The 18,877-nt window shown below is 36.5% G+C and carries 23 protein-coding genes and 1 tRNA gene; 4 read left to right on the top strand and 20 right to left on the bottom strand.

Annotated features, from left to right (window positions below; genetic code table 11):
* Positions 1–36 precede the first annotated feature (36 nt).
* On the top strand, positions 37–1,269 hold the full coding sequence (gene rocD, locus ACTIEI_RS11415; RefSeq protein WP_439506423.1) for an ornithine--oxo-acid transaminase: 1,233 nt from the start codon (positions 37–39) through the stop codon (positions 1,267–1,269).
* Here the strand turns inward: rocD and ACTIEI_RS11410 are convergent.
* The 20 genes from ACTIEI_RS11410 to ACTIEI_RS11315 all read right to left on the bottom strand — a co-directional run bounded on the left by ACTIEI_RS11410 (position 1,238) and on the right by ACTIEI_RS11315 (position 16,167).
* A complete protein-coding gene (locus ACTIEI_RS11410) occupies positions 1,238–1,633 on the bottom strand; it encodes a hypothetical protein (RefSeq protein WP_439506422.1) in 396 nt (131 codons plus the stop codon). The two genes, rocD and ACTIEI_RS11410, sit on opposite strands and share 32 nt — an antisense overlap.
* A 26-nt stretch (positions 1,634–1,659) precedes the next feature.
* Positions 1,660–2,292: a Crp/Fnr family transcriptional regulator gene (locus ACTIEI_RS11405; protein ID WP_439506421.1), complete on the bottom strand. Its 633-nt coding sequence runs from the start codon at positions 2,290–2,292 to the stop codon at positions 1,660–1,662.
* A gap of 1 nt (position 2,293) precedes the next feature.
* A complete protein-coding gene (locus ACTIEI_RS11400; RefSeq protein ID WP_439506420.1) occupies positions 2,294–3,718 on the bottom strand; it encodes an OprD family outer membrane porin in 1,425 nt (474 codons plus the stop codon).
* 29 nt (positions 3,719–3,747) lie between these two features.
* Positions 3,748–5,445: a bifunctional metallophosphatase/5'-nucleotidase gene (locus ACTIEI_RS11395; protein WP_439506419.1), complete on the bottom strand. Its 1,698-nt coding sequence runs from the start codon at positions 5,443–5,445 to the stop codon at positions 3,748–3,750.
* 5 nt (positions 5,446–5,450) lie between these two features.
* The gene (locus ACTIEI_RS11390) at positions 5,451–6,524 is read right to left on the bottom strand and encodes a c-type cytochrome (protein ID WP_439506418.1); all 1,074 of its coding nucleotides are present in this window, start codon (positions 6,522–6,524) and stop codon (positions 5,451–5,453) included.
* A gap of 36 nt (positions 6,525–6,560) precedes the next feature.
* Positions 6,561–6,974 carry a DUF6691 family protein gene (locus tag ACTIEI_RS11385; RefSeq protein WP_439506417.1) on the bottom strand — a complete coding sequence of 138 codons (414 nt, stop codon included), beginning with the start codon at positions 6,972–6,974 and terminating at the stop codon, positions 6,561–6,563.
* 3 nt (positions 6,975–6,977) lie between these two features.
* Positions 6,978–7,535 (bottom strand): YeeE/YedE family protein, encoded by a 558-nt coding sequence (locus tag ACTIEI_RS11380; protein WP_439506416.1) that lies wholly within the window; start codon positions 7,533–7,535, stop codon positions 6,978–6,980.
* 11 nt (positions 7,536–7,546) lie between these two features.
* Complete coding sequence (locus tag ACTIEI_RS11375) at positions 7,547–8,380, bottom strand: universal stress protein (protein ID WP_439506415.1); 834 nt, start codon at positions 8,378–8,380, stop codon at positions 7,547–7,549.
* A 15-nt stretch (positions 8,381–8,395) separates the two neighbouring features.
* Positions 8,396–8,707 (bottom strand): rhodanese-like domain-containing protein, encoded by a 312-nt coding sequence (locus ACTIEI_RS11370; protein WP_439506414.1) that lies wholly within the window; start codon positions 8,705–8,707, stop codon positions 8,396–8,398.
* Positions 8,708–8,715: 8 nt separating this feature from the next.
* On the bottom strand, positions 8,716–9,009 hold the full coding sequence (trxA, locus tag ACTIEI_RS11365; RefSeq protein WP_439506413.1) for a thioredoxin: 294 nt from the start codon (positions 9,007–9,009) through the stop codon (positions 8,716–8,718).
* 10 nt (positions 9,010–9,019) lie between these two features.
* A complete protein-coding gene (locus ACTIEI_RS11360; protein WP_439506412.1) occupies positions 9,020–9,235 on the bottom strand; it encodes a DUF6132 family protein in 216 nt (71 codons plus the stop codon).
* Positions 9,216–9,455 carry a hypothetical protein gene (locus ACTIEI_RS11355; RefSeq protein ID WP_439506411.1) on the bottom strand — a complete coding sequence of 80 codons (240 nt, stop codon included), beginning with the start codon at positions 9,453–9,455 and terminating at the stop codon, positions 9,216–9,218. Before ACTIEI_RS11355 ends, ACTIEI_RS11360 begins: the two co-directional genes overlap by 20 nt.
* Positions 9,456–9,513: 58 nt before the next feature.
* The gene (locus ACTIEI_RS11350; RefSeq protein ID WP_439506410.1) at positions 9,514–10,746 is read right to left on the bottom strand and encodes an MFS transporter; all 1,233 of its coding nucleotides are present in this window, start codon (positions 10,744–10,746) and stop codon (positions 9,514–9,516) included.
* 69 nt (positions 10,747–10,815) lie between these two features.
* A complete protein-coding gene (locus ACTIEI_RS11345) occupies positions 10,816–11,253 on the bottom strand; it encodes a methyltransferase family protein (RefSeq protein ID WP_439506409.1) in 438 nt (145 codons plus the stop codon).
* A gap of 38 nt (positions 11,254–11,291) precedes the next feature.
* Complete coding sequence (locus ACTIEI_RS11340; RefSeq protein ID WP_439506408.1) at positions 11,292–11,735, bottom strand: OsmC family protein; 444 nt, start codon at positions 11,733–11,735, stop codon at positions 11,292–11,294.
* Between the two features lie 5 nt (positions 11,736–11,740).
* The gene (locus ACTIEI_RS11335) at positions 11,741–13,156 is read right to left on the bottom strand and encodes an MBL fold metallo-hydrolase (protein ID WP_439506407.1); all 1,416 of its coding nucleotides are present in this window, start codon (positions 13,154–13,156) and stop codon (positions 11,741–11,743) included.
* An 89-nt stretch (positions 13,157–13,245) separates the two neighbouring features.
* On the bottom strand, positions 13,246–13,575 hold the full coding sequence (locus tag ACTIEI_RS11330; RefSeq protein WP_439506406.1) for a YHS domain-containing protein: 330 nt from the start codon (positions 13,573–13,575) through the stop codon (positions 13,246–13,248).
* A 112-nt stretch (positions 13,576–13,687) separates the two neighbouring features.
* On the bottom strand, positions 13,688–15,088 hold the full coding sequence (locus ACTIEI_RS11325) for an MBL fold metallo-hydrolase (RefSeq protein ID WP_439506405.1): 1,401 nt from the start codon (positions 15,086–15,088) through the stop codon (positions 13,688–13,690).
* Positions 15,089–15,169: 81 nt separating this feature from the next.
* The gene (locus ACTIEI_RS11320) at positions 15,170–15,985 is read right to left on the bottom strand and encodes a sulfite exporter TauE/SafE family protein (protein ID WP_439506404.1); all 816 of its coding nucleotides are present in this window, start codon (positions 15,983–15,985) and stop codon (positions 15,170–15,172) included.
* A gap of 111 nt (positions 15,986–16,096) precedes the next feature.
* A tRNA-Cys gene (locus ACTIEI_RS11315) sits at positions 16,097–16,167 on the bottom strand.
* A gap of 87 nt (positions 16,168–16,254) precedes the next feature.
* On the opposite strand from ACTIEI_RS11315, the gene ACTIEI_RS11310 reads away from it, so the two are divergent.
* The 3 genes from ACTIEI_RS11310 to ACTIEI_RS11300 are packed head-to-tail and all read left to right on the top strand — an operon-like array spanning position 16,255 to position 18,877.
* Positions 16,255–17,130, top strand: a complete 876-nt coding sequence (locus tag ACTIEI_RS11310) for a nucleoside phosphorylase (protein ID WP_439506403.1) — start codon at positions 16,255–16,257, stop codon at positions 17,128–17,130.
* Positions 17,131–17,138: 8 nt separating this feature from the next.
* Entirely contained in the window at positions 17,139–17,918 is a 780-nt protein-coding gene (gene dapF, locus ACTIEI_RS11305; RefSeq protein WP_439506402.1) for a diaminopimelate epimerase, read from the top strand.
* A 20-nt stretch (positions 17,919–17,938) separates the two neighbouring features.
* On the top strand, positions 17,939–18,877 hold the full coding sequence (locus ACTIEI_RS11300; RefSeq protein WP_439506401.1) for a magnesium transporter CorA family protein: 939 nt from the start codon (positions 17,939–17,941) through the stop codon (positions 18,875–18,877).

Raw genomic sequence — 18,877 nt, 5'->3', positions numbered from 1 at the left:
CTGGTTTCTATGATTTTATACTATAAATTTTTACCAATGGATACTGCGTTATTATCGCCAGTTACAGCTGCCTATTTGCAATTAGAAGATCAGTATGGCGCACATAATTATCATCCTCTACCTGTAGTCTTGGAAAAAGGAGAAGGCGTTTTTTTGTGGGATGTAGAAGGGAAACGTTACTATGATTTTTTAAGTGGATATTCCGCGGTGAATCAAGGTCACTGTCATCCACGCATAATTGAAAGCTTGATTGATCAAGCAAAAAAACTCACCCTTACTTCACGTGCCTTTCACAATAATTTATTGGGCAAATACGAGCAATTCATCACAGAATACTTTGGCTATGACAAAGTATTACCCATGAATACAGGAGTAGAAGGTGGAGAAACTGCCATCAAATTGGCAAGAAGATGGGCTTATGCCAAAAAAGGCGTTGAAGAAAATAAAGCTAAAATCATTTTTGCTGAAGGCAATTTTTGGGGAAGAACACTGGCGGCTATTTCTTCGTCAACCGATCCTAGTAGTTACCACCAGTTTGGTCCATTCATGCCAGGCTTTGAATTAGTCCCATACAATGATTTAATTGCGCTAGAACAAGCATTGCAAGACCCTACTGTTGCTGCATTTATGGTTGAGCCTATTCAAGGAGAAGCTGGAGTAGTTATACCAGATGATGGATACTTAAGTAAAGTACGAGCACTTTGCACTCAGTACAATGTTTTATTCATTGCAGATGAAATTCAAACAGGATTAGCAAGAACAGGTAAACTATTGGCTTGCGATCACGAAGAAGTTAGGCCAGATATTTTGATTTTAGGGAAAGCTTTAAGTGGGGGTGTTTTACCCGTATCTGCAGTACTTGCAGACGACTTTATCATGATGAATATCAAGCCAGGAGAACATGGATCTACTTATGGCGGAAACCCGTTAGCTTGTGCAGTTGCTATGAGTGCATTAGCTGTAATAAAAGAAGAAAAATTAGCTGAAAACGCAGCAGCTATGGGACGACTCTTACGCAGTGAATTGAATAAGCTCAATTCGCCATTTATCAAAACCATTAGAGGAAGAGGGTTACTTAACGCAATTGTTATAAACCACCCAAATCCTGAAGCTGCTTGGGACTTCTGCTTAATATTGAAAGAGAAAGGGCTATTAGCTAAACCAACCCATGGAGATAAAATTCGTTTTGCTCCTCCATTGGTGATTAATCAAGCACAGATTATGGAATGCGTTGCAATTATTGCTGCTGCTTTGAAAGATCTATCTTAGGTAAGAAAGACATAATCATTGTAATGGCCGAGAAAGCAAGTAGGAGAAATAATCCTACTTGTTTTTTAGGACATTCTCCAGCTGAACAGGTGGTCAGCAATAAATAATTTCTAATGGCAAAAGCAAAAACCATTGCAGTTATAAAAACATTGACTCTTTTAGCCCAAATTTTAGGTATCAAAAATAATAGAGCAGCTATACTCCCCATATAAACAATAAACATTCCTGGCCTACCAAATCGAGTGCCTTCTGCTTTAAAACCAGTGACGGTTATATTTTTACTTTCAATAAATACCCAAGGCATAAAGCACACTAAAATAGCCAGTACCACTGCAATAAATCCGATGGTTTGAGAATGTTTCATTGGTTCAATTATGATTCAAAGGTAACTTAAAAGTCTTTCAGCAATTTAATCTCATTTCTGTACAATAAAATACGACCATCATTTTCTAATTGCTTTAACAATCTAGAAATAACCACTCTTGAAGTAGCCAATTCATCCGCAATTAAGTAATGGGATGCTTTAATCACACTAGATCCAGAAACCTGTTTTTTTTCCCTCAAATAAGCAATTAATCGTTCATCTAATTTATGAAACGCAATAGATTCAATATTTTTGAGCAATTCTAAAAAACGTTCATTAAAACTGCGCATGATATAATTTTTCCAGCTAGGGTATTTACATAACCATTCTTCTAATTTAATATGTGGAATGGCTAGTAACTCAACGTCTTCTTCTGCAATCGCTTTTACTTCACTTTTTTTTGCCTCAACACAGCAACTATAAGCCATAGAGCAACTTTCATTGCTGGTTAAATAATATAATAATAATTCTTTCCCATTTTCGTCTTTACGTAAGACTTTAATCGTGCCTTTTAAGATAAGCGGCATATAACGGATATACTTACCGTAATCCATAATTAGGTCTCCTTCTTTAAATTGTCTTACCTCACCAAACTGGTACATTTCTGTTACCAATGCAGGTTCAAAAAATGCGTCAAAAGGCGTCACCGATTTATTCATGCTAAAAATGATAGTTCAAAACAAAGTTATAGAGAACCATGTTCACTTTATTCATTTCATATTTTGCTTGTTGATAGGTTTCTCCTTGATTGATCTTACCCACAATTAATAATTGTGCATCCATCCCTTGTAAAAAACCTGCAAATGAATAGCGCATATCTGCATTGAATTGAACAAATGATGGCATCCCAAATTTGTTTAAGACAGTATTATTTATGTCAGGCATTTTGAAATAACCACCTGACAAATTAAACTTTAGTCTTTGCTGGGGGATTGCATACGCCGCTTTTGCAACCACTGCGTGTACATCTCCAAAACCCTCATTTCTTTCCCTTGGCATGAAAGTGAAAAATGGATCTCTACCCCACTCTCTTGGCATTAAATACCGTCCTTCTTTAGTGATACGGTTGTAGTTTAAAGAAAAATCCCAAATAGGCGTTTTATAACCCACTCTTGCACCAAAACTAAATGAGCCGTTGTCTTTTTCAATAAATCTCCTAGCAGGATCCTCATTTCCACCATCCTTTAAAGCATGTTGCTTAACTGCTTGTAATGAACCGTAATATTGATGATCCTTTTGTTGCGCGGGGATGGTATAATCGAATTGCAGTAAAGCCGCATTGAAAACCCTTGGCACCGTTAAGTTCCAAGCATGCAAAGTAGCCTTTTTCGTTAATTCTCTATGAATACCTACTTGCACTAAGTTACTCGCTTCTACATGACCAGGATAACCTGACCTTGTACCATCAGGACTAACCCCCGAAGGATAAATACCTATCGATTCGCCTACTCCATACCATTTTACGGTTCCTCTAGGTGAAATGGCATACAATAATCCTCCCTCAATTTTAGTTTTTGGAATATCATTGATTACCGCCCAAATACCTTCAACTCCAGTAGGCCGCATGCGTCCATCTTGCAAATTGATGAAAGGCGTATTAATCAATTGTCGTCCAAGTGTTACAGATGATTTTTTAAAATTGTATTTTAAATAAAATTCTTCTAATCGATCTAAATCCATTGTATTATATGGATCCTCTATATCAAACAATGTGGTTTCATACCTGCTACCTTGCCCAGATGTAGGATCTTTTTTTGCTAAGTCTGAAGAGCCAATATTAAAAATATAAAATCCACTTACCGCAAATTGAAAGCCTTTAAACTTAGCTGTTTCAAAACGTATACCACCACCCGCAGCATTCGCATGAAAATCAGTTAATCCTTTAGCATTATCAGTTGCCATAAAAAAATAACGGAAATGCCCATTCACTGTTCCGGATTTAAATGCATACAACAATGAACTGGTATCTATCGAATTTTCTTTTTTCCCCTTCCACATATCTGGCTTAGCAGTAATTTCTTGGTGTTGTGAAAATGCAGTGGCTGAGCATAGCAATAATGCTATTACTGAATATAAAAAACGCATACTTACTTACTTACTTACTTATTTAATCATTAACGAAACTCATAATCTACCCCACTAACTTGGGTTAACAAGTCTTGTGGTCCATCTAGAATAAGCGCATTTCTTTCCGGTGTAGGAGTGACTGGTGAATTATTTTTCAAATATTCTAGCATAGTACTATGTAATGTATATGGAGTATTCTGCGGGTTCTTTACATTACGCATTCTACACAACATATCAGCAGGATCACCATCTCTTTCACATGCACAAATGGTATAGGTTCTATTGACATCTAACAGTGAACTCCCCACTTTAACCTCTTTCACTCTTTTCCCCTTTTCTGCAAACGCTTCAAATTTTACTGTCATCCCTTTAAACTTAATCACCCATCCGCCAAATCTTTCTACTGCATCTTTTGCAAAAACATTATTCAATTCTTTTTCTAACCAATCCAATATTTGTTTGCCAGTTACTGCACCTGTTCTAACCGTGCTATCAACTGGAAGCATATCAAAAATAAATCCTTCAGTAATGGGTATATTCCCGGTTTGATCCGGCGTAGTTCTTGGCGGGCAAAAACGGAATCCATTCGACAAAACAATATCTGTTTCAGGAAGCTTCCATTTCAAGGCATTAAGTATCATTGTGTCTATGGGATTTTCCACCACAAAATATCGATACAAAGGAATGGTGCTGTACCCTGCCACTTTATAAATCTGATCGGCAAATGGCTGCTCGTATTGGTTGATTAATGAAGTTATCAGTTTATCCGCTTTATAAACAGAAGCATCTACCTCATCTAAACTATATTGATCATCAATTAATTTTCCTTCTTTAAAACGCAATTGTAACTTTCCAACAAAAGAACCAAATGCACCAGGCTCCACTACTTTAGCATATTTGCACACAATTGGTTTTCTTACTCGTTCATGAGTATCTCCTCCTAAAATGTAATCTACGCCTGCACATTCTGATTGATTGGCCAAATGCAATTGCTGAGACAAACCCAAATGGGCAATAACCATAACAGCAGCACATTGCTCCTGGTTTCTCAGTACATCTACATAATGTGCTAAATTTTCCTCTGGCTTGGTATAAATAATTCCCTTACTGTAATTCGGTGACTGTCTTAATGGAACCAATGGATCTGTATACCCAATGAATCCAACTTTAATCCCATTAGAATGCCAAATATGGTAGGGCGGAAAAATTAATTCCCCTTTTTTACCCTGTCCTAAATCATGGTACATATTGGCACAAACCTTAGGTGCATGCAATGATCCCAATAATGTTTGCATGGCTTTTTTGTAATAAATCACTTCCCAATTACCTGGTAAATACAAATCATAGTTCAATGCATTGAGTATCGGCACCATGGCCTTACCCAATGTTTTTACAGACAGCTCACTTCCCTGAAACATATCGCCTGTATCAATTAAAAAACTATTCGGATTACGTTTTTTTTCTTTCGCTAAATAAGTAGCTAAATGCGCATATCCACCTGTCTTTCTAAATATGGCTTTCCCGTTCTCCCAAAATAATTCATCATGTGGATGAACCTGACAATGAACATCGGTAGTTTGTAAAATGGTTAAGGTAGCACTGCCAGCAGTTTCAACTATTGCACTTGTTTCCTTTTCGATTTGATTATCTGCACCAGATACTTCATTGATGCCTGTTGCAGCAACTAGTCCTACTCCACTCAATGCCCCTATTTGCTGAATGAATTTTCTTCTGTTATTTGACATAGGAATTATTTTTTTGCTTTTTCAGCAATGGGTTTAAAAGGACCGTATTTATGTTGTTTTTCTGAGAAAGGGTCTGCATATGGACCAAAAGGATGATCAATAGGCTTTTTAGAAATATCTGGCCAATCTTTTGGTACAGCAATATGCGGACGAGATTGAGCCAACACATAGGCAGAAACATCCCAAGCTTCTTCATCGGTAAGTTGTGGGTTTTCATGTGTAACGCCTAATGGCATATTGTACTTAATATACTTAGCAAAGTTGGTAATTCTATATAATCCAGCACCGTCATTGAAGCTGTGTTTACCCCAGAGTGGCGGAAAACTATATTCAATTTTATCTGGATTCAACACCCCTTCCCCATTTGCTTGGTGACAGCTTTGACACTTGGTTTCGTAGACTGTCTTACCTTTTATTGGATCAGCTGCTCTATCTAAAAAAGCCAAGTCTTTTAAACCTGACCCAGCTGCTTTCTCTCCCTTCGGAACATTGGAACCAATATGATTGATATAGGCAACGATGGCTTGCATTTCTTTACTAGCCGTATCCAATGCTTTACCATTCAGGCTTCTTTCAAAACAATCATTTACGCGCTTATACACGTTTTCTGTTGTACCACTTCTAGCCCTGAATTTGGGATAGGTAGAAGCAACTGAACCATAATTATTCCCAAAAGCCTGCGTTCCTGCCTGCAAATGACAATTCTGACAATTCTGCCCGTTGGTAATTTGTAATACGGAACCATAAGGTCCTAAATATTTAGCGGTATGTGCAATGAGTTCTCTTCCATAATAAACAAGTTCTTTTACAGCTGGATCAGTAACTGCGTCCATTGCTTGTGGTTGCCAGTAAGCAACGGAAGGCTTCTTAGCATTTTCTTTTGCTGGTTGTGATTCAGGGAAAGGAGGCGTTATGGCCTTTTCATTGGACGATTTAAACCACCCCTTTATGCTATCCGCATTGTAAATAACCAATGGCAAGACAACTATAAAAGCAACCAAAACAATGATTAAATTCAACAAACGCTGAATCATTTTGATCATACTTCGCTCTTTTAAACTGGGCTTTTCGGTTTCCATACAGCTTTGTATTTTGAAGGAGGGAAAATTGATAGATTAGTGTGGCAACTTTTTCATAAAAACCCCGTATAAGTAGGTGCCTACTATAGCAAAGAAGAACACGATCGTCATCGATAAGAAACCATATCCAATATTCACCACCATTGGCCCAGGGCAAGCCCCACTCAATGCCCATCCTAATCCAAAAATGGTTCCTCCAATTAAATACCTTGCAACTGATTTGTCTTTTGGAAAAAATGCAATGGGGTTACCATGAAAATCACGGATCTTGAATTTTTTGATCAATGCTACACCAATCACACCAAGTGTTACGGCTGTTCCAATAATTCCATACATATGAAATGCTTGAAAACGAAACATTTCTTGAATCCGAAACCAGGAAACGGCTTCTGATTTTGACATCACTATCCCAAATACAATTCCTAATAATAAAAATTTGATGAACTTCATTGCTTAAAAAATTAATGGCATGATTAAATAAGTCATTGTTAATCCTCCGATAAAAAAGCCTATAACGGCAATCAATGAAGGCAGCTGTAAATTCGATAAGCCACTAATAGCATGCCCAGAAGTGCAACCTCCAGCATACCTAGATCCAAAGCCTACCATTAATCCACCTAATGCTAAGATTAGAAAACCTTTTACAGTGAACACTGCATCCCAGCTGAATAATTCTTTGGGTTGTAAAGACTCTGGTGCTGCAATGCCCAGCTTACTCAAATCTGCAATAGTTGCTGCAGAAATCTCAACAGGCTCTCCATTAGATAAATATTGAGAAGCAATAAAGCCTCCAATGATGGATCCAATTAAAAAAACAATATTCCAAATTTGTGCCTTCCAATTAAAATCAAAGAATTTTGTTTTCTTACCTAATCCTGCTGCAGCACATATGGTGCGCAAATTAGATGAGAATCCAAAAGACTGTCCAAAGTATAAAAGAAAAAACATGATGCTGGCTATCATGGCTCCAGAGAACCACCAAGACCAAGTTTGGGTAATTAATTCACGCATAAAGCATTATTTTATTTTAAGTGAAAAGAAATAATTGGTTTGAATAAATGGTTGATTAATTTCTCTGTTGCACTTTGATGAAGCATTCCACCTTTACCGTGTGTACCAATACAAATCATATCCATATTATTCATTTGATTAAAATGAATAACGCCATTTTCTACATCTTTATCATTGATTACATGGCATTCAACATTTTCTAAGGAATTTAACCGAGCAAACTGCATCATATTGGCTTCAATAGCTGCTTTTTCAATCGCCACATCACCAGATACAATTTGTAATAAATGTACGGTTGGTCCAAAAGCTTTGGTAATCTTGTGCATAAGTCGCAAATTCTCTGCAGTTGGATTAGAAAAATCATGCACCAATAACAAATGGTTAATGGTTAAGTCGGAGCGATCGCACATTAAAGACAATACAGGTACTATAGAATTTCTTGCAACCATTTGAGTTGCAGTACCAGATATCTTTTCTTTAATACCCCAAGCGCCCTTGGTCCCCATCACGATCAAATCCATCTTAGCATTTGCAGCAAATGTAACAATAGCATCAGTGGTCTTACCCAATTGTAAATGAGTATTGATTTGGGTTCCGTATAGGTTTTTTAGATTAGCTAATTTTCGCTCTGCTATTTCTTTTTGCTTTTCAACATAGGCCACATCAATTTCTCCACAGGTATTAATATTACCAGCAGCATCCATGGATACTGTGTCTGGAACGGCCAATACGTGCAAAAAATGTATTTCTGTATTTATTTTCTCTTCCAGCTTTTTTACCATTAAGTAGGCAAATTCTGACTGTACGGAAAAATCTGTTGGGATGACTATTTTTAAAGTTTCCATTTCCATTTTTTTATATTAATGAACAAATTGGGCTACATTCTGCCAAGTTCCACCGTTGATGACATTTTTGAATCCTTGTTGCTCTAATAAAGATTTTGCCATTCCGCTTCTGTTTCCACTTCTGCAAAAAACAATAATATTTTTTTTCTCACGGAATTGAGCAATCTCCTTTGTAATGTTGTCGAGTGGAATATTCACTGATCCTTTTACATGTCCATCTGCAAACTCTCCGGGCGTTCTCACGTCTACTAAAAATGCACCTTCTGCAATAACTGATTTTAAATCAACAGAAGGCCCTCCTCCAAATAATTGACTGAATATACTCATGGCTTTATTTATTTAAATTGTTGAAAAATATTGATTAATCCAGCTTTTGGCACAACCCCACTCTGTCTCCAAAGTGGCTGACCATTTTTAAATACAATTAATGTTGGAACCCCTTGCACTTGATAAGCAGCTGCGGCTTGTGGATTTTTATCCACGTCTACTTTAATAATGGTTACTTCGTCGCCCAAACTATCTTTTACTTCTTTTAAAATAGGAGACATCATTTTACAAGGTCCACACCATTCTGCAAAAAAGTCTACCAACACTGGTTTGTCTGATTGAATCATTTCATTAAATGTCATATCAATGTTTTTAAGAATGAACTGAATTTGATTTTTCTTCTTTTTTAAATAAGCCTAATAACAGGGAACCCATTAAAGCACCGTAAAGCGTACTATTCAATGGCTTAGAAGTGATGGCACAGGTTCCTGAAATACAACCAACTTGCTGCCAATAAATATATCCTCCAATAGCACCTAAAACAGCCCCGAATAAATACAGCTTATTGTTATTTAACCACTTCTTCATAACTAATTTCCTCCGTTGTTTTGGTAGTTTTTTGAATAGGGGTTGCACAACCATTTACACCGCAACAGCCCGTATTGAATAATGCCATAATAGTGAACAATAATCCTGCTATTCCAAATACAGTATCCTTATTTGCCACAGACTGAATTATGATGGCTATACCAGCCAACAATCGTACGATTCTCATGAAACTCCAGTGGTTCAACAAAACTTTTTTCATAATTGAATTAATTGAATACAAATGTAAAATAGCTTTTGTGGTGTATTGGTAACAAAGGTTACACAGAAGGCATACACTCTTGAGAACGCCAAAACAACCTTAAGGTACAACACATTCTTAGGTTAGCGATTAACCCTGCAGCTGCCGTGAGGGCAGCAACTAAATACAGTGCCCAATTTAACCCGAACCAATCTGCTAAAAATCCACTCAATAAAGCGCCAATTACATAGCCTCCATCTCTCCAAAATCGAAAGACACCCATGATTTCAGCTCTTTGAGTAGGGTGTGCATTTTCTGCTACCACTGTTAAAAAATTAGGGTAAACCAAGCCAGTTCCTAAGCCTAGTAAAACGGCAGCTATTATCGCACCAGCAAAAGAAGAAAATACAACCAATAAAACAATGGCCATAGCTTGTAATAACATACCAACGGTAATCAATTGCTTTTTACAAAAGACATCGCCCATTTTACCAGTAAATAATTGAGAAACACCCCAAACCATTGGATATACTCCTGCAATAATTCCAATTTCTTGGATACTAAATGAACGTTGTGCCAATAAAATGGGCACTAGCCCCCACATTACCCCATCATTTAAATTATTGACTAATCCGTTCAAGGTAACTGAGCCAAGATTTCGGTGTTTCCAACTAGTTGAAGCCCAAATATTTTTTAGTAATGGAATATTACTTTTCGCGGTCTCCTTTTGAATGAATGATGTCGTATCATTTACCCAAAAAAGAGATACCACTAAACCTACAAAAACAAAAATCAACCCTGGTATAAATGGATAAAATGCATACCCATAGGTAGATGCAATTGCTGCTGATAGATAGGCTGCTAAACCTACTGACAAGTAGCCTGCAAATTCATTGATACCCATTGCCAACCCCCTGTTCTTTGATCCTACCAAATCTATTTTCATTACAACAGTAGTACTCCAAGTTAAACCCTGACTAATACCTAAGAAAACGTTCGCTAGAATAATCCAATTCCAGTGATTAGCATACATTAAAATAAATGGCACAGGCGATGCAATCAACCAACCTGTTACTAATATTTGTTTGCGGGTAAATTTTCGAGATAGAATACCTACGAAATAATTGCTAGTTGCTTTACTAATGCCAAAAGCAACAATAAAACTGGTGAGTGCTGAGGCGGCTGATAAAGAAAAAATTGTTTTACCAAATTCTGACAAAATAGAACGCTCCATCCCAACCATCGCACCCACAAAGGCATTTACCAATACGAGCAATAAAAACTGGGATTTATTTTCTTTTAAACCTTGCATATTTAGAGAATTAAAAGCAAGGTATAGTTGTTTTTTTACTATGTTGGTAACAAAAGTTACTTAACTCAACTAGTAAATAAAAGGAATTAATTTGTAAGAATTTGCTTGATAAGATGAATAGTGTTGAAATTTCTGTACCAACATTTTTTCTTCCCAGTTCAACTTAGTCACTAAAACAATCAATAGTATAAACCAAACAAGTAGTTTATACCAATGAAAATGTTCTAAGCTTAATCCTGCTGTTAAGAGCAATACAGCAGTATACATCGGATGCCTAATATACCGATAGGGGCCATTGGTTACTAATTCCGCTTCTATATGGGGTATTGGCAATACCCTGATTTTGCTCACCCGCATTACCCATAATGCCCAAGAAACCAACATTACCGCAATGGCAGAAAGTACAAATGCAGTAATGTTTAAATATAGTGGATACGCTGAGAATAACAACCAACCGATGGCTGAAAATTGAAGCAATACTATTGTATAAGCAGCTAGTTTTTCCATAATAATATCAAGCTAATCAAAATTTTGAAAGCTTGAATTTAAGCATGAACAACTCTTACAACTGCATCTAACTTCACTTCAGATTTAATTGAGTTAGATATTAAACAAGCTTTTTCTGTTTTCTCCAACACGCGCATAGCTCTTTCTGCATAATGCCCATCTGTTATTACTAAAACTGGTTTCAATAAAACAGTGGTAATCATGTATTTGCCTTCTGGTTGCTCTAATATACCAACCGCTTTACAATCGAATGATACAAAATCTAATTTTGAATTCTCTGCTATAGCTAAAAAAGTAGTCATATAGCATGAGTTTACAGCAGCAACAAGTAAATGTTCTGGTGACCAAATCCCAGGAATCCCTTTAGGAAACTCGGGAGGAGTAGCTACTTCAATCGAGCTATTCAATACAGGAGAACTAATTGTTCCTTTTCGATCATTTGTCCATGTTAAATCAACTTCGTAATGATGTGCGTTATTCATAATGATTAAATTTTCATAAGCTTAGAAGGGCAAACAAAATCTGTTTTAGGTACAGAGGTTTCAGCAATTGCTTTATATCCTCCGCCTATCTCTGTAAAATTCCTATATCCTCTTGCCTGTAAAATACTGGCCGCAATCATGCTTCTATAACCACCTGCGCAATGCAGAAAAAAATGTTGTTTGGGATCAATATCTTTTATCCAATCATTGATGTAAGACAATGGTTTATTGTATGCATTTTCAACATGCTCTGCTGAAAATTCTGATTCTCTTCGTACATCAATTACCTGATCGGTTTGAGGATCGTAGTTTTCTTCAAACAACAGTGCATTAATCCTTTCAATAGTATCTACTGGCTTACCTGCCTTCAACCATGCTTCATATCCGCCAGATAAAAATCCAATCACGTGATCAAACCCAATTCTACTCAATCTAGTTACCGATTCTTCTTGCTTGCCTTCACTGCAAACTAATAATATGGGTTGATTAACATCAACCATTAACGCACCCACCCAAGGAGCAAAATCACCGTTTAATCCAATATTTACCGACTGAGGAATATAGCCTCTGAAAAAAAGATCTGGATCTCTCGTATCTAAAATGAGTGCTCCTGTTTCTTCTGCTGCTGCTTCAAATGCTTCAACAGACAATGGTTTAGTTCCTTCTGTCAATACTTTATCAAATGGTGCATATCCTTGTTTATTCATTGCTACATTCATTCCAAAATAGCCAGGAGGAGGCAATAAACCATCCGTAACTGCTTTAATAAAATGACTTTTACTTGGCTGGTTCAAGGCATAGTTTAATTTTTTCTGATTCCCCAACGTATCGACCGTTTCTTTCATCATATTTTTACCACATGCACTTCCTGCACCATGAGCTGGATAAACAATTAAGTCGTCTGACAATGGCAGAATTTTATTCATTAAACTATCATATAGTAACCCAGCCAATTCTTCTTGTGTCATGTTAGCTGCTTTTTGCGCTAAATCAGGACGACCTACATCCCCTAAGAACAAAGTGTCGCCACTAAAAATGCAATGTTCTTTTTGATTTTCATCTAACAACAAAAACGTACTACTTTCCATGGTATGCCCTGGCGTATGCAAAACTTTAATGTTAATATCGCCCACTTTAAATAATTCACCGTCAGATGCTGTAATACATTGAAATGAAGCATTTGCGGTAGGTCCATATACTATTTGAGCTCCTGTTTTTTGACTGAGGTCTATATGACCACTTACAAAATCTGCATGAAAATGGGTCTCGAAAATATATTTTAATTGAACATTATCTTTAGCAAGCCTGTCTAGATAAGGCTTGGTTTCGCGCAAGGGATCTACAATTGCAGCTTCCCCATTTGACACAATATAGTATGCACCTTGTGCTAAACATCCAGTATAAATCTGTTCGATTTTCATGGTCAACGTTTTTGTTATTATATATTGTAAATTTCTGAAACAATGAATTGATTCACTGTATCAAAAGTTACAATTGAAAGCGCTTGTTATTATTTTGCTGCAATATGTGCATCCGGAGATTGTAAAAATTCGGTCTTACATTCTGTTGCACAAAAACCATATACTTTTCCTTTGTAATGTGCAGTATCTGCAATTCCTGCAGTAACGGGCATTCCACAAATAAAGTCCCTTTTATTCGCAACCATTGCAGGTGTGAATTTACCCGCGGAATCAGCGTTAGAAGTAGCATGCATGGAAGAACCATGTTTAATGGGGGCCATTGTATTTTCAGCTGCCTTATCATCCGCTTTTTTCTCCTCATTACACGATGCCATAGTTATAAAAAGCAGTCCTACAAAAAGTGTTTTTACAATATTCATATTCAATTTATTTCAGTACAAAATTAACCAACAGAGCTGGGTCAAAAAATGAGTATAATCATAAAAAAAGCTGCCTGGGGGAAGGCAGCTCTAATTTTTCTTTAGGACTTCATTAACCAACTACTGGTTCCCCAGCACTCACCCATTCATTCATTCCCGCAGAATAATTAACCACATTTTTGAATCCATTTTTAGAAAGGATAGAATAGGCAATGGCAGCCCTATCCCCGCCCTGACAATGAATCATCACCTTTTTATCTTTACTGATTTTATCTAAGTTATTAGGCAGTGTTCCTACAAATACGTTGTTCGCATTTTGAATATGACCTGCATTAAATTCAGCAGCTCCTCTTAAGTCAACAACTTGTACAGCAGAATCTGCTGCCAATATTTTTGCTTCTGCTAAATCCACCAAATTTACTTTTTCTAAAGTGCCGCCTGCTTTGGTATATTCGGTTACAGAGGGCAAGTATCCCGCAATATTATCTAATCCAATTCGCATTAATTTTCTAGTTAAATCATCTAACATTGATTCGTCTGCTAAAATCATAAAAGGCTCGTCATAAGTTAGAAACCATCCCGCCCAGGTTGCAAAAGAATTATTGCCTTGAATATTTAAACTACCTGGAATAAATCCTGCAGCAAACTCCGTTTTAGGTCGAGCATCTAACAATTTGATGCCATTAGCCATATTGCTATTTACTTCTTCAATAGTTAATTTTTTTAGCTTAGGCACTTCAGTTAACAAAGGGCGATCCACTTTATTTAACTTCTTCATCATTGCAAAATATTTTGGCGGTTCAGGTTGATCAGCCAATAAATAATTTGTAAATCCAGCTTCATCTGTTGGATATTGGAAAGCCCAATTTCGCGCTTTCTCATACCCTACCGTTGTACTTGGGACAGCACCCAAAGCCTTACCACAAGCAGATCCAGCGCCATGTCCTGGCCAAACTTGGATATAATCTGCTAAGGCATTAAACTTCTTGATACTCTGGTACATTTGCTGTGCACCTTTATCTTGTGTTCCAATCATTCCAGCAGCTTTCTCTAATAAATCTGGACGGCCAATATCTCCTACAAAAACAAAATCTCCTGTGAACAACATCACTGGCTCATAACTAGCAGGATGATCAGTTAATAAAAAACTAATACTTTCAGGAGTATGTCCTGGTGTATGTAATACTTTAAAGCTAAGATTACCTAACTTAACTATATCGTTGTCTTTTAACCCTACATGAGGGAATTCATATTCCCATCCTTCTCCACCTTCATCTGACAAATACAATTGAGCGCCAGTTAATTGAGCCAATTCTCTTGAACCTGCTAAAAAATCCGCGTGAATATGGGTTTCAAAAATATGCGTAATCGTCATATTGTTGGCTTTCGCAATTTCCAAATAAGTATCCACGTCTCTTTTAGCGTCAATTACCGCAGCAACACCTGCTTTTTGACAGCCAATAAAATAACTTGCTTGAGCTAAACTCTTGTCGTAAATGTGTTGAAAAAACATATGGTTTCGTTTTTAGTTTTTAAAAATTTGTACTGCAAATATCAATACTGTAAAATAGTTGTTTGGTAACATTTGTTGCATTTAGTGCCCACCACCAGTTGGGAAAAATAACTCTTTAATGATTATGTAAATACCCATGATTAACACAAACCAACCAAAAGCTTTTTTGAGCTTTTCACCTGGTATTTTTTTAGATAAAATAATTCCGCCAAAAATTCCTATAACTGCAAAAAAAGTGAATGTTAATAATAATTGCCAATCAATTACCTGAGCTCCTTGCAAATCACCTGTAAAGCCAATTAGCGACTTTGCTGCGATGATAAAAAGGGAAGTTCCTACGGCTAATTTCATGGGCATTTTTGCTAATAATACCAAGGCTGGAATAATTAAGAATCCACCACCGGCACCTACTAGCCCTGTAAGCACGCCTACTATTGTACCTTCTAATAAAATCATAGGATAATTATAAACCATTGGTGCCGATTCATCAATCACTGCCTTTTTGCCTGGCTTAATCATGCTCACTGATGCAAGAATCATCACTACTGCGAATAAGAGCATCAAAGCAATTGATTTGGTAATAACGATGCCCCCAATGGATGCCACTTCAGCTGGAATCAACGGCACAATCCATAATCTAGTTGCATAAACTGCTGCTATAGAGGGTATCCCAAAAATTAAAACCGTTTTAAAATCTACTTTCTTTTGGGTAGCACTTTGTATTCCCCCAACTAATGCAGTAGAACCTACTATAAAAAGCGAGTAAGCAGTGGCTAGAACAGGATCAACTCCCATAACATAAACCAAAATAGGGACTGTCAATATAGATCCACCGCTTCCAATTAAGCCTAGAGAAATACCTACTAATGCTGCGAGTAAAAATCCAATAATAACCATTGATTGTTGTTTAGAGTGCAAAAATGCATTAACCCAAAAGATAAAATGGTTACAAAAGTTACATTTAAGTGGCAAATAAAAAAAGGATCACCATTTTGGTGATCCTTTTAGAGGTCCCGAGCGGATTCGAACCGCTGTGGAAGCTTTTGCAGAGCTCTGCCTAGCCACTCGGCCACAGGACCATTGCAGGGATGCAAAAATAGCGTAAACAAACTAATTTTAAAATTCTAAATAAGAAATACCGAATTTTACTTCATAAAAAGTAAAAAATGACAAGAATTGGGGAAAGTGAACTAATTATAAACGAAAGAGGTGCAGTTTACCACTTAAATGTAAAACCAGAAGAATTAGCTAATACAATCATTACCGTTGGCGACCCCGGCAGAGTGGGTGAAGTAAGTAAATATTTTGACCGCATAGAAGGCAAATTTGAACACAGAGAATTCATTACACATACAGGGTTTATTGGAAATAAAAGAATTTCTGTTGTTTCAACTGGGATAGGTCCTGACAATATTGATATAGTATTGAATGAGTTGGATGCTTTAGCAAATATTGATTTTGAAACAAGAACTATCAAACCCAATCAAACAAGATTAACAATAGTGCGTATGGGCACTTCTGGCTCCTTACAGGCTTCTATACCAGTAGATAGTTTTGTAGCCAGTACGCATGGATTAGGAATCGACAACCTACTTCATTTTTATAAATTAATCAATAATGAAGAAGAGTTGCAAATTGCACAAGCTTTCAATGTTCATACGCAAATAGGACATAATGGGCTTCAACCTTATATTGCATCCGCTTCAGCGCATATTTTAAAAGAATTTGTTGTTGGATTTCATCAAGGTATCACCGTCACTTGTCCTGGTTTTTATGGCCCACAAGGCAGAATTCTTAGACTGCCTTTACAGTTCCCAGACCTGATTAATCAATTGACTAGTTTTAGATTTGGAAATCATATCATTTCTAATTTTGAAATGGAAACAAGTGCCATATACGGATTGGGCAAATTATTAAATCATCATTGTCTTAGCTTGAGTGCAATAGTTGCCAATAGAGTTCAACAAACTTTCAGCAAAGATGGAGGTAAAGCGGTTGAGAACTTGATTCAAAAAAGCCTAGAAGTATTAGCAAAAATTTAATTTTCAAGATGGAGCTAGCATTTTATAAATATGAGGGCACTGGCAACGATTTTATTCTAATTGATAATCGCAATGGGGATATTAAACTCAGCCAAGATGAAATTGCCCATCTGTGTAATAGGAGATTCGGAATAGGTGCAGATGGATTGATGTTGCTGAATCTTCAAGCAGGGTATGATTTTGAAATGAAGTACTATAATTCGGACGGAGCAGCGGGAAGTATGTGCGGTAATGGTGGAAGATGTTTAACTCAATTTGCTTTTGATTGTGGCATTCAACAATCGCGTTACCATTTTATTGCTTCAGATGGCCCACACGAAGCAATAATTGAAAAAAAAGGATGGGTTAAATTAAAGATGAAAGACGTAGACAGCATTAGAAAAGAACAAAATGCTTCTATTTTAAATACAGGATCACCCCACTATATTTTACCAGTAAGTCAACTTAATCAACTAGATGTATTTACAGAAGGAAAGAAAATTCGTTACAGTGATGCTTTTAAAATAGAGGGCATCAATGTAAATTTTGTAGAACAGTTAGCAGATAATCAACTACAGGTAAGAACATATGAGAGAGGTGTAGAAGACGAAACATATAGTTGTGGTACAGGCGTAACCGCTGCTGCTTTGTCTAATCCTTTGGCAACTCTTGGAAAAAATACGACCCAAATTATCACGAAGGGAGGAAATTTATCGGTGGAATTTGAAAAAATAGACGAGCAAAATTTTAAAAAAATTTGGTTATGTGGACCAGCAAAATTTGTATTTAAAGGGACCATTGTTATATAATCAACCCAAAGGCGCTAAGTATGATTCAGTATTTCAAAAACGTGAACGGTCAAACCATAGAAATTCCCAAAGCCGACCAAGGAGTTTGGGTAAACTTAGTACCACCTTTCAAAGAAGAGGAATTTATAGAACTCAGCAATGAATTAGAAATCCCTATTGAGTTCTTAAGAGATTCACTAGATATTGATGAGCGTCCACGTTATGAAATGGAAGATAATGTTAGAATTATCATTATCAAAACTCCTACAGAAAACAACTCTTTCAATGACTCCGATGCTTTTTACATTACTATCCCTATCTGCATCATTCTAACCCATAATCAAATTATTACGGTTAACTCCTTTGACAATGGTGCAATTAAAAAATTCCTCAACACTTTTCAGAAAAGACATCCCGACAAAAGGAATATGATGGTTTTAAAAGTGTTTGAGAAAGTAGTTCAAACCTTTTTAGACTATCTAAAGGAAATCAATCATAGCAGAAATCAATACGAGCAAAGTTTATATGATAGCAATAGTAATGTAGACTTACTTAAACTAATGCGCGTACAAAAAAGTCTAGTGTATTTTGTTACAGCACTTAGGAGCAATGAAATGTTGATGATGAAAATGGAAAGGACCAATTTTCTCGGCTTAACTGAAGATGAAAGAGAATTTTTGCAAGACTTAATTGTAGATAGTAGTCAGGCATTGGAAATGGCAAATATATACACCAATATATTAAGTAGCACCATGGATGCATTTGCAAGTATAATCAGCAATAATTTGAATAATGTGATGAAGCGACTAACTTCTATCACCATTATACTTTCGTTACCCATTTTGGTGACTAGCATATACGGAATGAATGTAGACCTCCCCTATCAGCATTCTAATCATGCTTTTTATATTCCAGTAATCATATCTCTTTTCATATCTATAGTTATTGGTGGATATTTTTATAAGAAAAAATGGTTCTAA

The sequence above is a fragment of the Sediminibacterium sp. genome, assembly GCF_051860225.1.
Classification (GTDB): domain Bacteria; phylum Bacteroidota; class Bacteroidia; order Chitinophagales; family Chitinophagaceae; genus Sediminibacterium.
The sequence above is the reverse complement of the archived record's forward strand: the minus strand, read 5'-3'. Positions and strand labels throughout refer to the sequence as shown.

Excerpts from the sequence above, each read along its gene's own strand:
- rocD (WP_439506423.1), top strand. The coding sequence starts at position 37 with ATGGATACTGCGTTATTATCGCCAGTTACAGCTGCCTATTTGCAATTA.
- ACTIEI_RS11410 (WP_439506422.1), bottom strand. The coding sequence starts at position 1,633 with ATGAAACATTCTCAAACCATCGGATTTATTGCAGTGGTACTGGCTATT.
- ACTIEI_RS11405 (WP_439506421.1), bottom strand. The coding sequence starts at position 2,292 with ATGAATAAATCGGTGACGCCTTTTGACGCATTTTTTGAACCTGCATTG.
- ACTIEI_RS11400 (WP_439506420.1), bottom strand. The coding sequence starts at position 3,718 with ATGCGTTTTTTATATTCAGTAATAGCATTATTGCTATGCTCAGCCACT.
- ACTIEI_RS11395 (WP_439506419.1), bottom strand. The coding sequence starts at position 5,445 with ATGTCAAATAACAGAAGAAAATTCATTCAGCAAATAGGGGCATTGAGT.
- ACTIEI_RS11390 (WP_439506418.1), bottom strand. The coding sequence starts at position 6,524 with ATGGAAACCGAAAAGCCCAGTTTAAAAGAGCGAAGTATGATCAAAATG.
- ACTIEI_RS11385 (WP_439506417.1), bottom strand. The coding sequence starts at position 6,974 with ATGAAGTTCATCAAATTTTTATTATTAGGAATTGTATTTGGGATAGTG.
- ACTIEI_RS11380 (WP_439506416.1), bottom strand. The coding sequence starts at position 7,535 with ATGCGTGAATTAATTACCCAAACTTGGTCTTGGTGGTTCTCTGGAGCC.
- ACTIEI_RS11375 (WP_439506415.1), bottom strand. The coding sequence starts at position 8,380 with ATGGAAACTTTAAAAATAGTCATCCCAACAGATTTTTCCGTACAGTCA.
- ACTIEI_RS11370 (WP_439506414.1), bottom strand. The coding sequence starts at position 8,707 with ATGAGTATATTCAGTCAATTATTTGGAGGAGGGCCTTCTGTTGATTTA.
- trxA (WP_439506413.1), bottom strand. The coding sequence starts at position 9,009 with ATGACATTTAATGAAATGATTCAATCAGACAAACCAGTGTTGGTAGAC.
- ACTIEI_RS11360 (WP_439506412.1), bottom strand. The coding sequence starts at position 9,235 with ATGAAGAAGTGGTTAAATAACAATAAGCTGTATTTATTCGGGGCTGTT.
- ACTIEI_RS11355 (WP_439506411.1), bottom strand. The coding sequence starts at position 9,455 with ATGAAAAAAGTTTTGTTGAACCACTGGAGTTTCATGAGAATCGTACGA.
- ACTIEI_RS11350 (WP_439506410.1), bottom strand. The coding sequence starts at position 10,746 with ATGCAAGGTTTAAAAGAAAATAAATCCCAGTTTTTATTGCTCGTATTG.
- ACTIEI_RS11345 (WP_439506409.1), bottom strand. The coding sequence starts at position 11,253 with ATGGAAAAACTAGCTGCTTATACAATAGTATTGCTTCAATTTTCAGCC.
- ACTIEI_RS11340 (WP_439506408.1), bottom strand. The coding sequence starts at position 11,735 with ATGAATAACGCACATCATTACGAAGTTGATTTAACATGGACAAATGAT.
- ACTIEI_RS11335 (WP_439506407.1), bottom strand. The coding sequence starts at position 13,156 with ATGAAAATCGAACAGATTTATACTGGATGTTTAGCACAAGGTGCATAC.
- ACTIEI_RS11330 (WP_439506406.1), bottom strand. The coding sequence starts at position 13,575 with ATGAATATTGTAAAAACACTTTTTGTAGGACTGCTTTTTATAACTATG.
- ACTIEI_RS11325 (WP_439506405.1), bottom strand. The coding sequence starts at position 15,088 with ATGTTTTTTCAACACATTTACGACAAGAGTTTAGCTCAAGCAAGTTAT.
- ACTIEI_RS11320 (WP_439506404.1), bottom strand. The coding sequence starts at position 15,985 with ATGGTTATTATTGGATTTTTACTCGCAGCATTAGTAGGTATTTCTCTA.
- ACTIEI_RS11310 (WP_439506403.1), top strand. The coding sequence starts at position 16,255 with ATGACAAGAATTGGGGAAAGTGAACTAATTATAAACGAAAGAGGTGCA.
- dapF (WP_439506402.1), top strand. The coding sequence starts at position 17,139 with ATGGAGCTAGCATTTTATAAATATGAGGGCACTGGCAACGATTTTATT.
- ACTIEI_RS11300 (WP_439506401.1), top strand. The coding sequence starts at position 17,939 with ATGATTCAGTATTTCAAAAACGTGAACGGTCAAACCATAGAAATTCCC.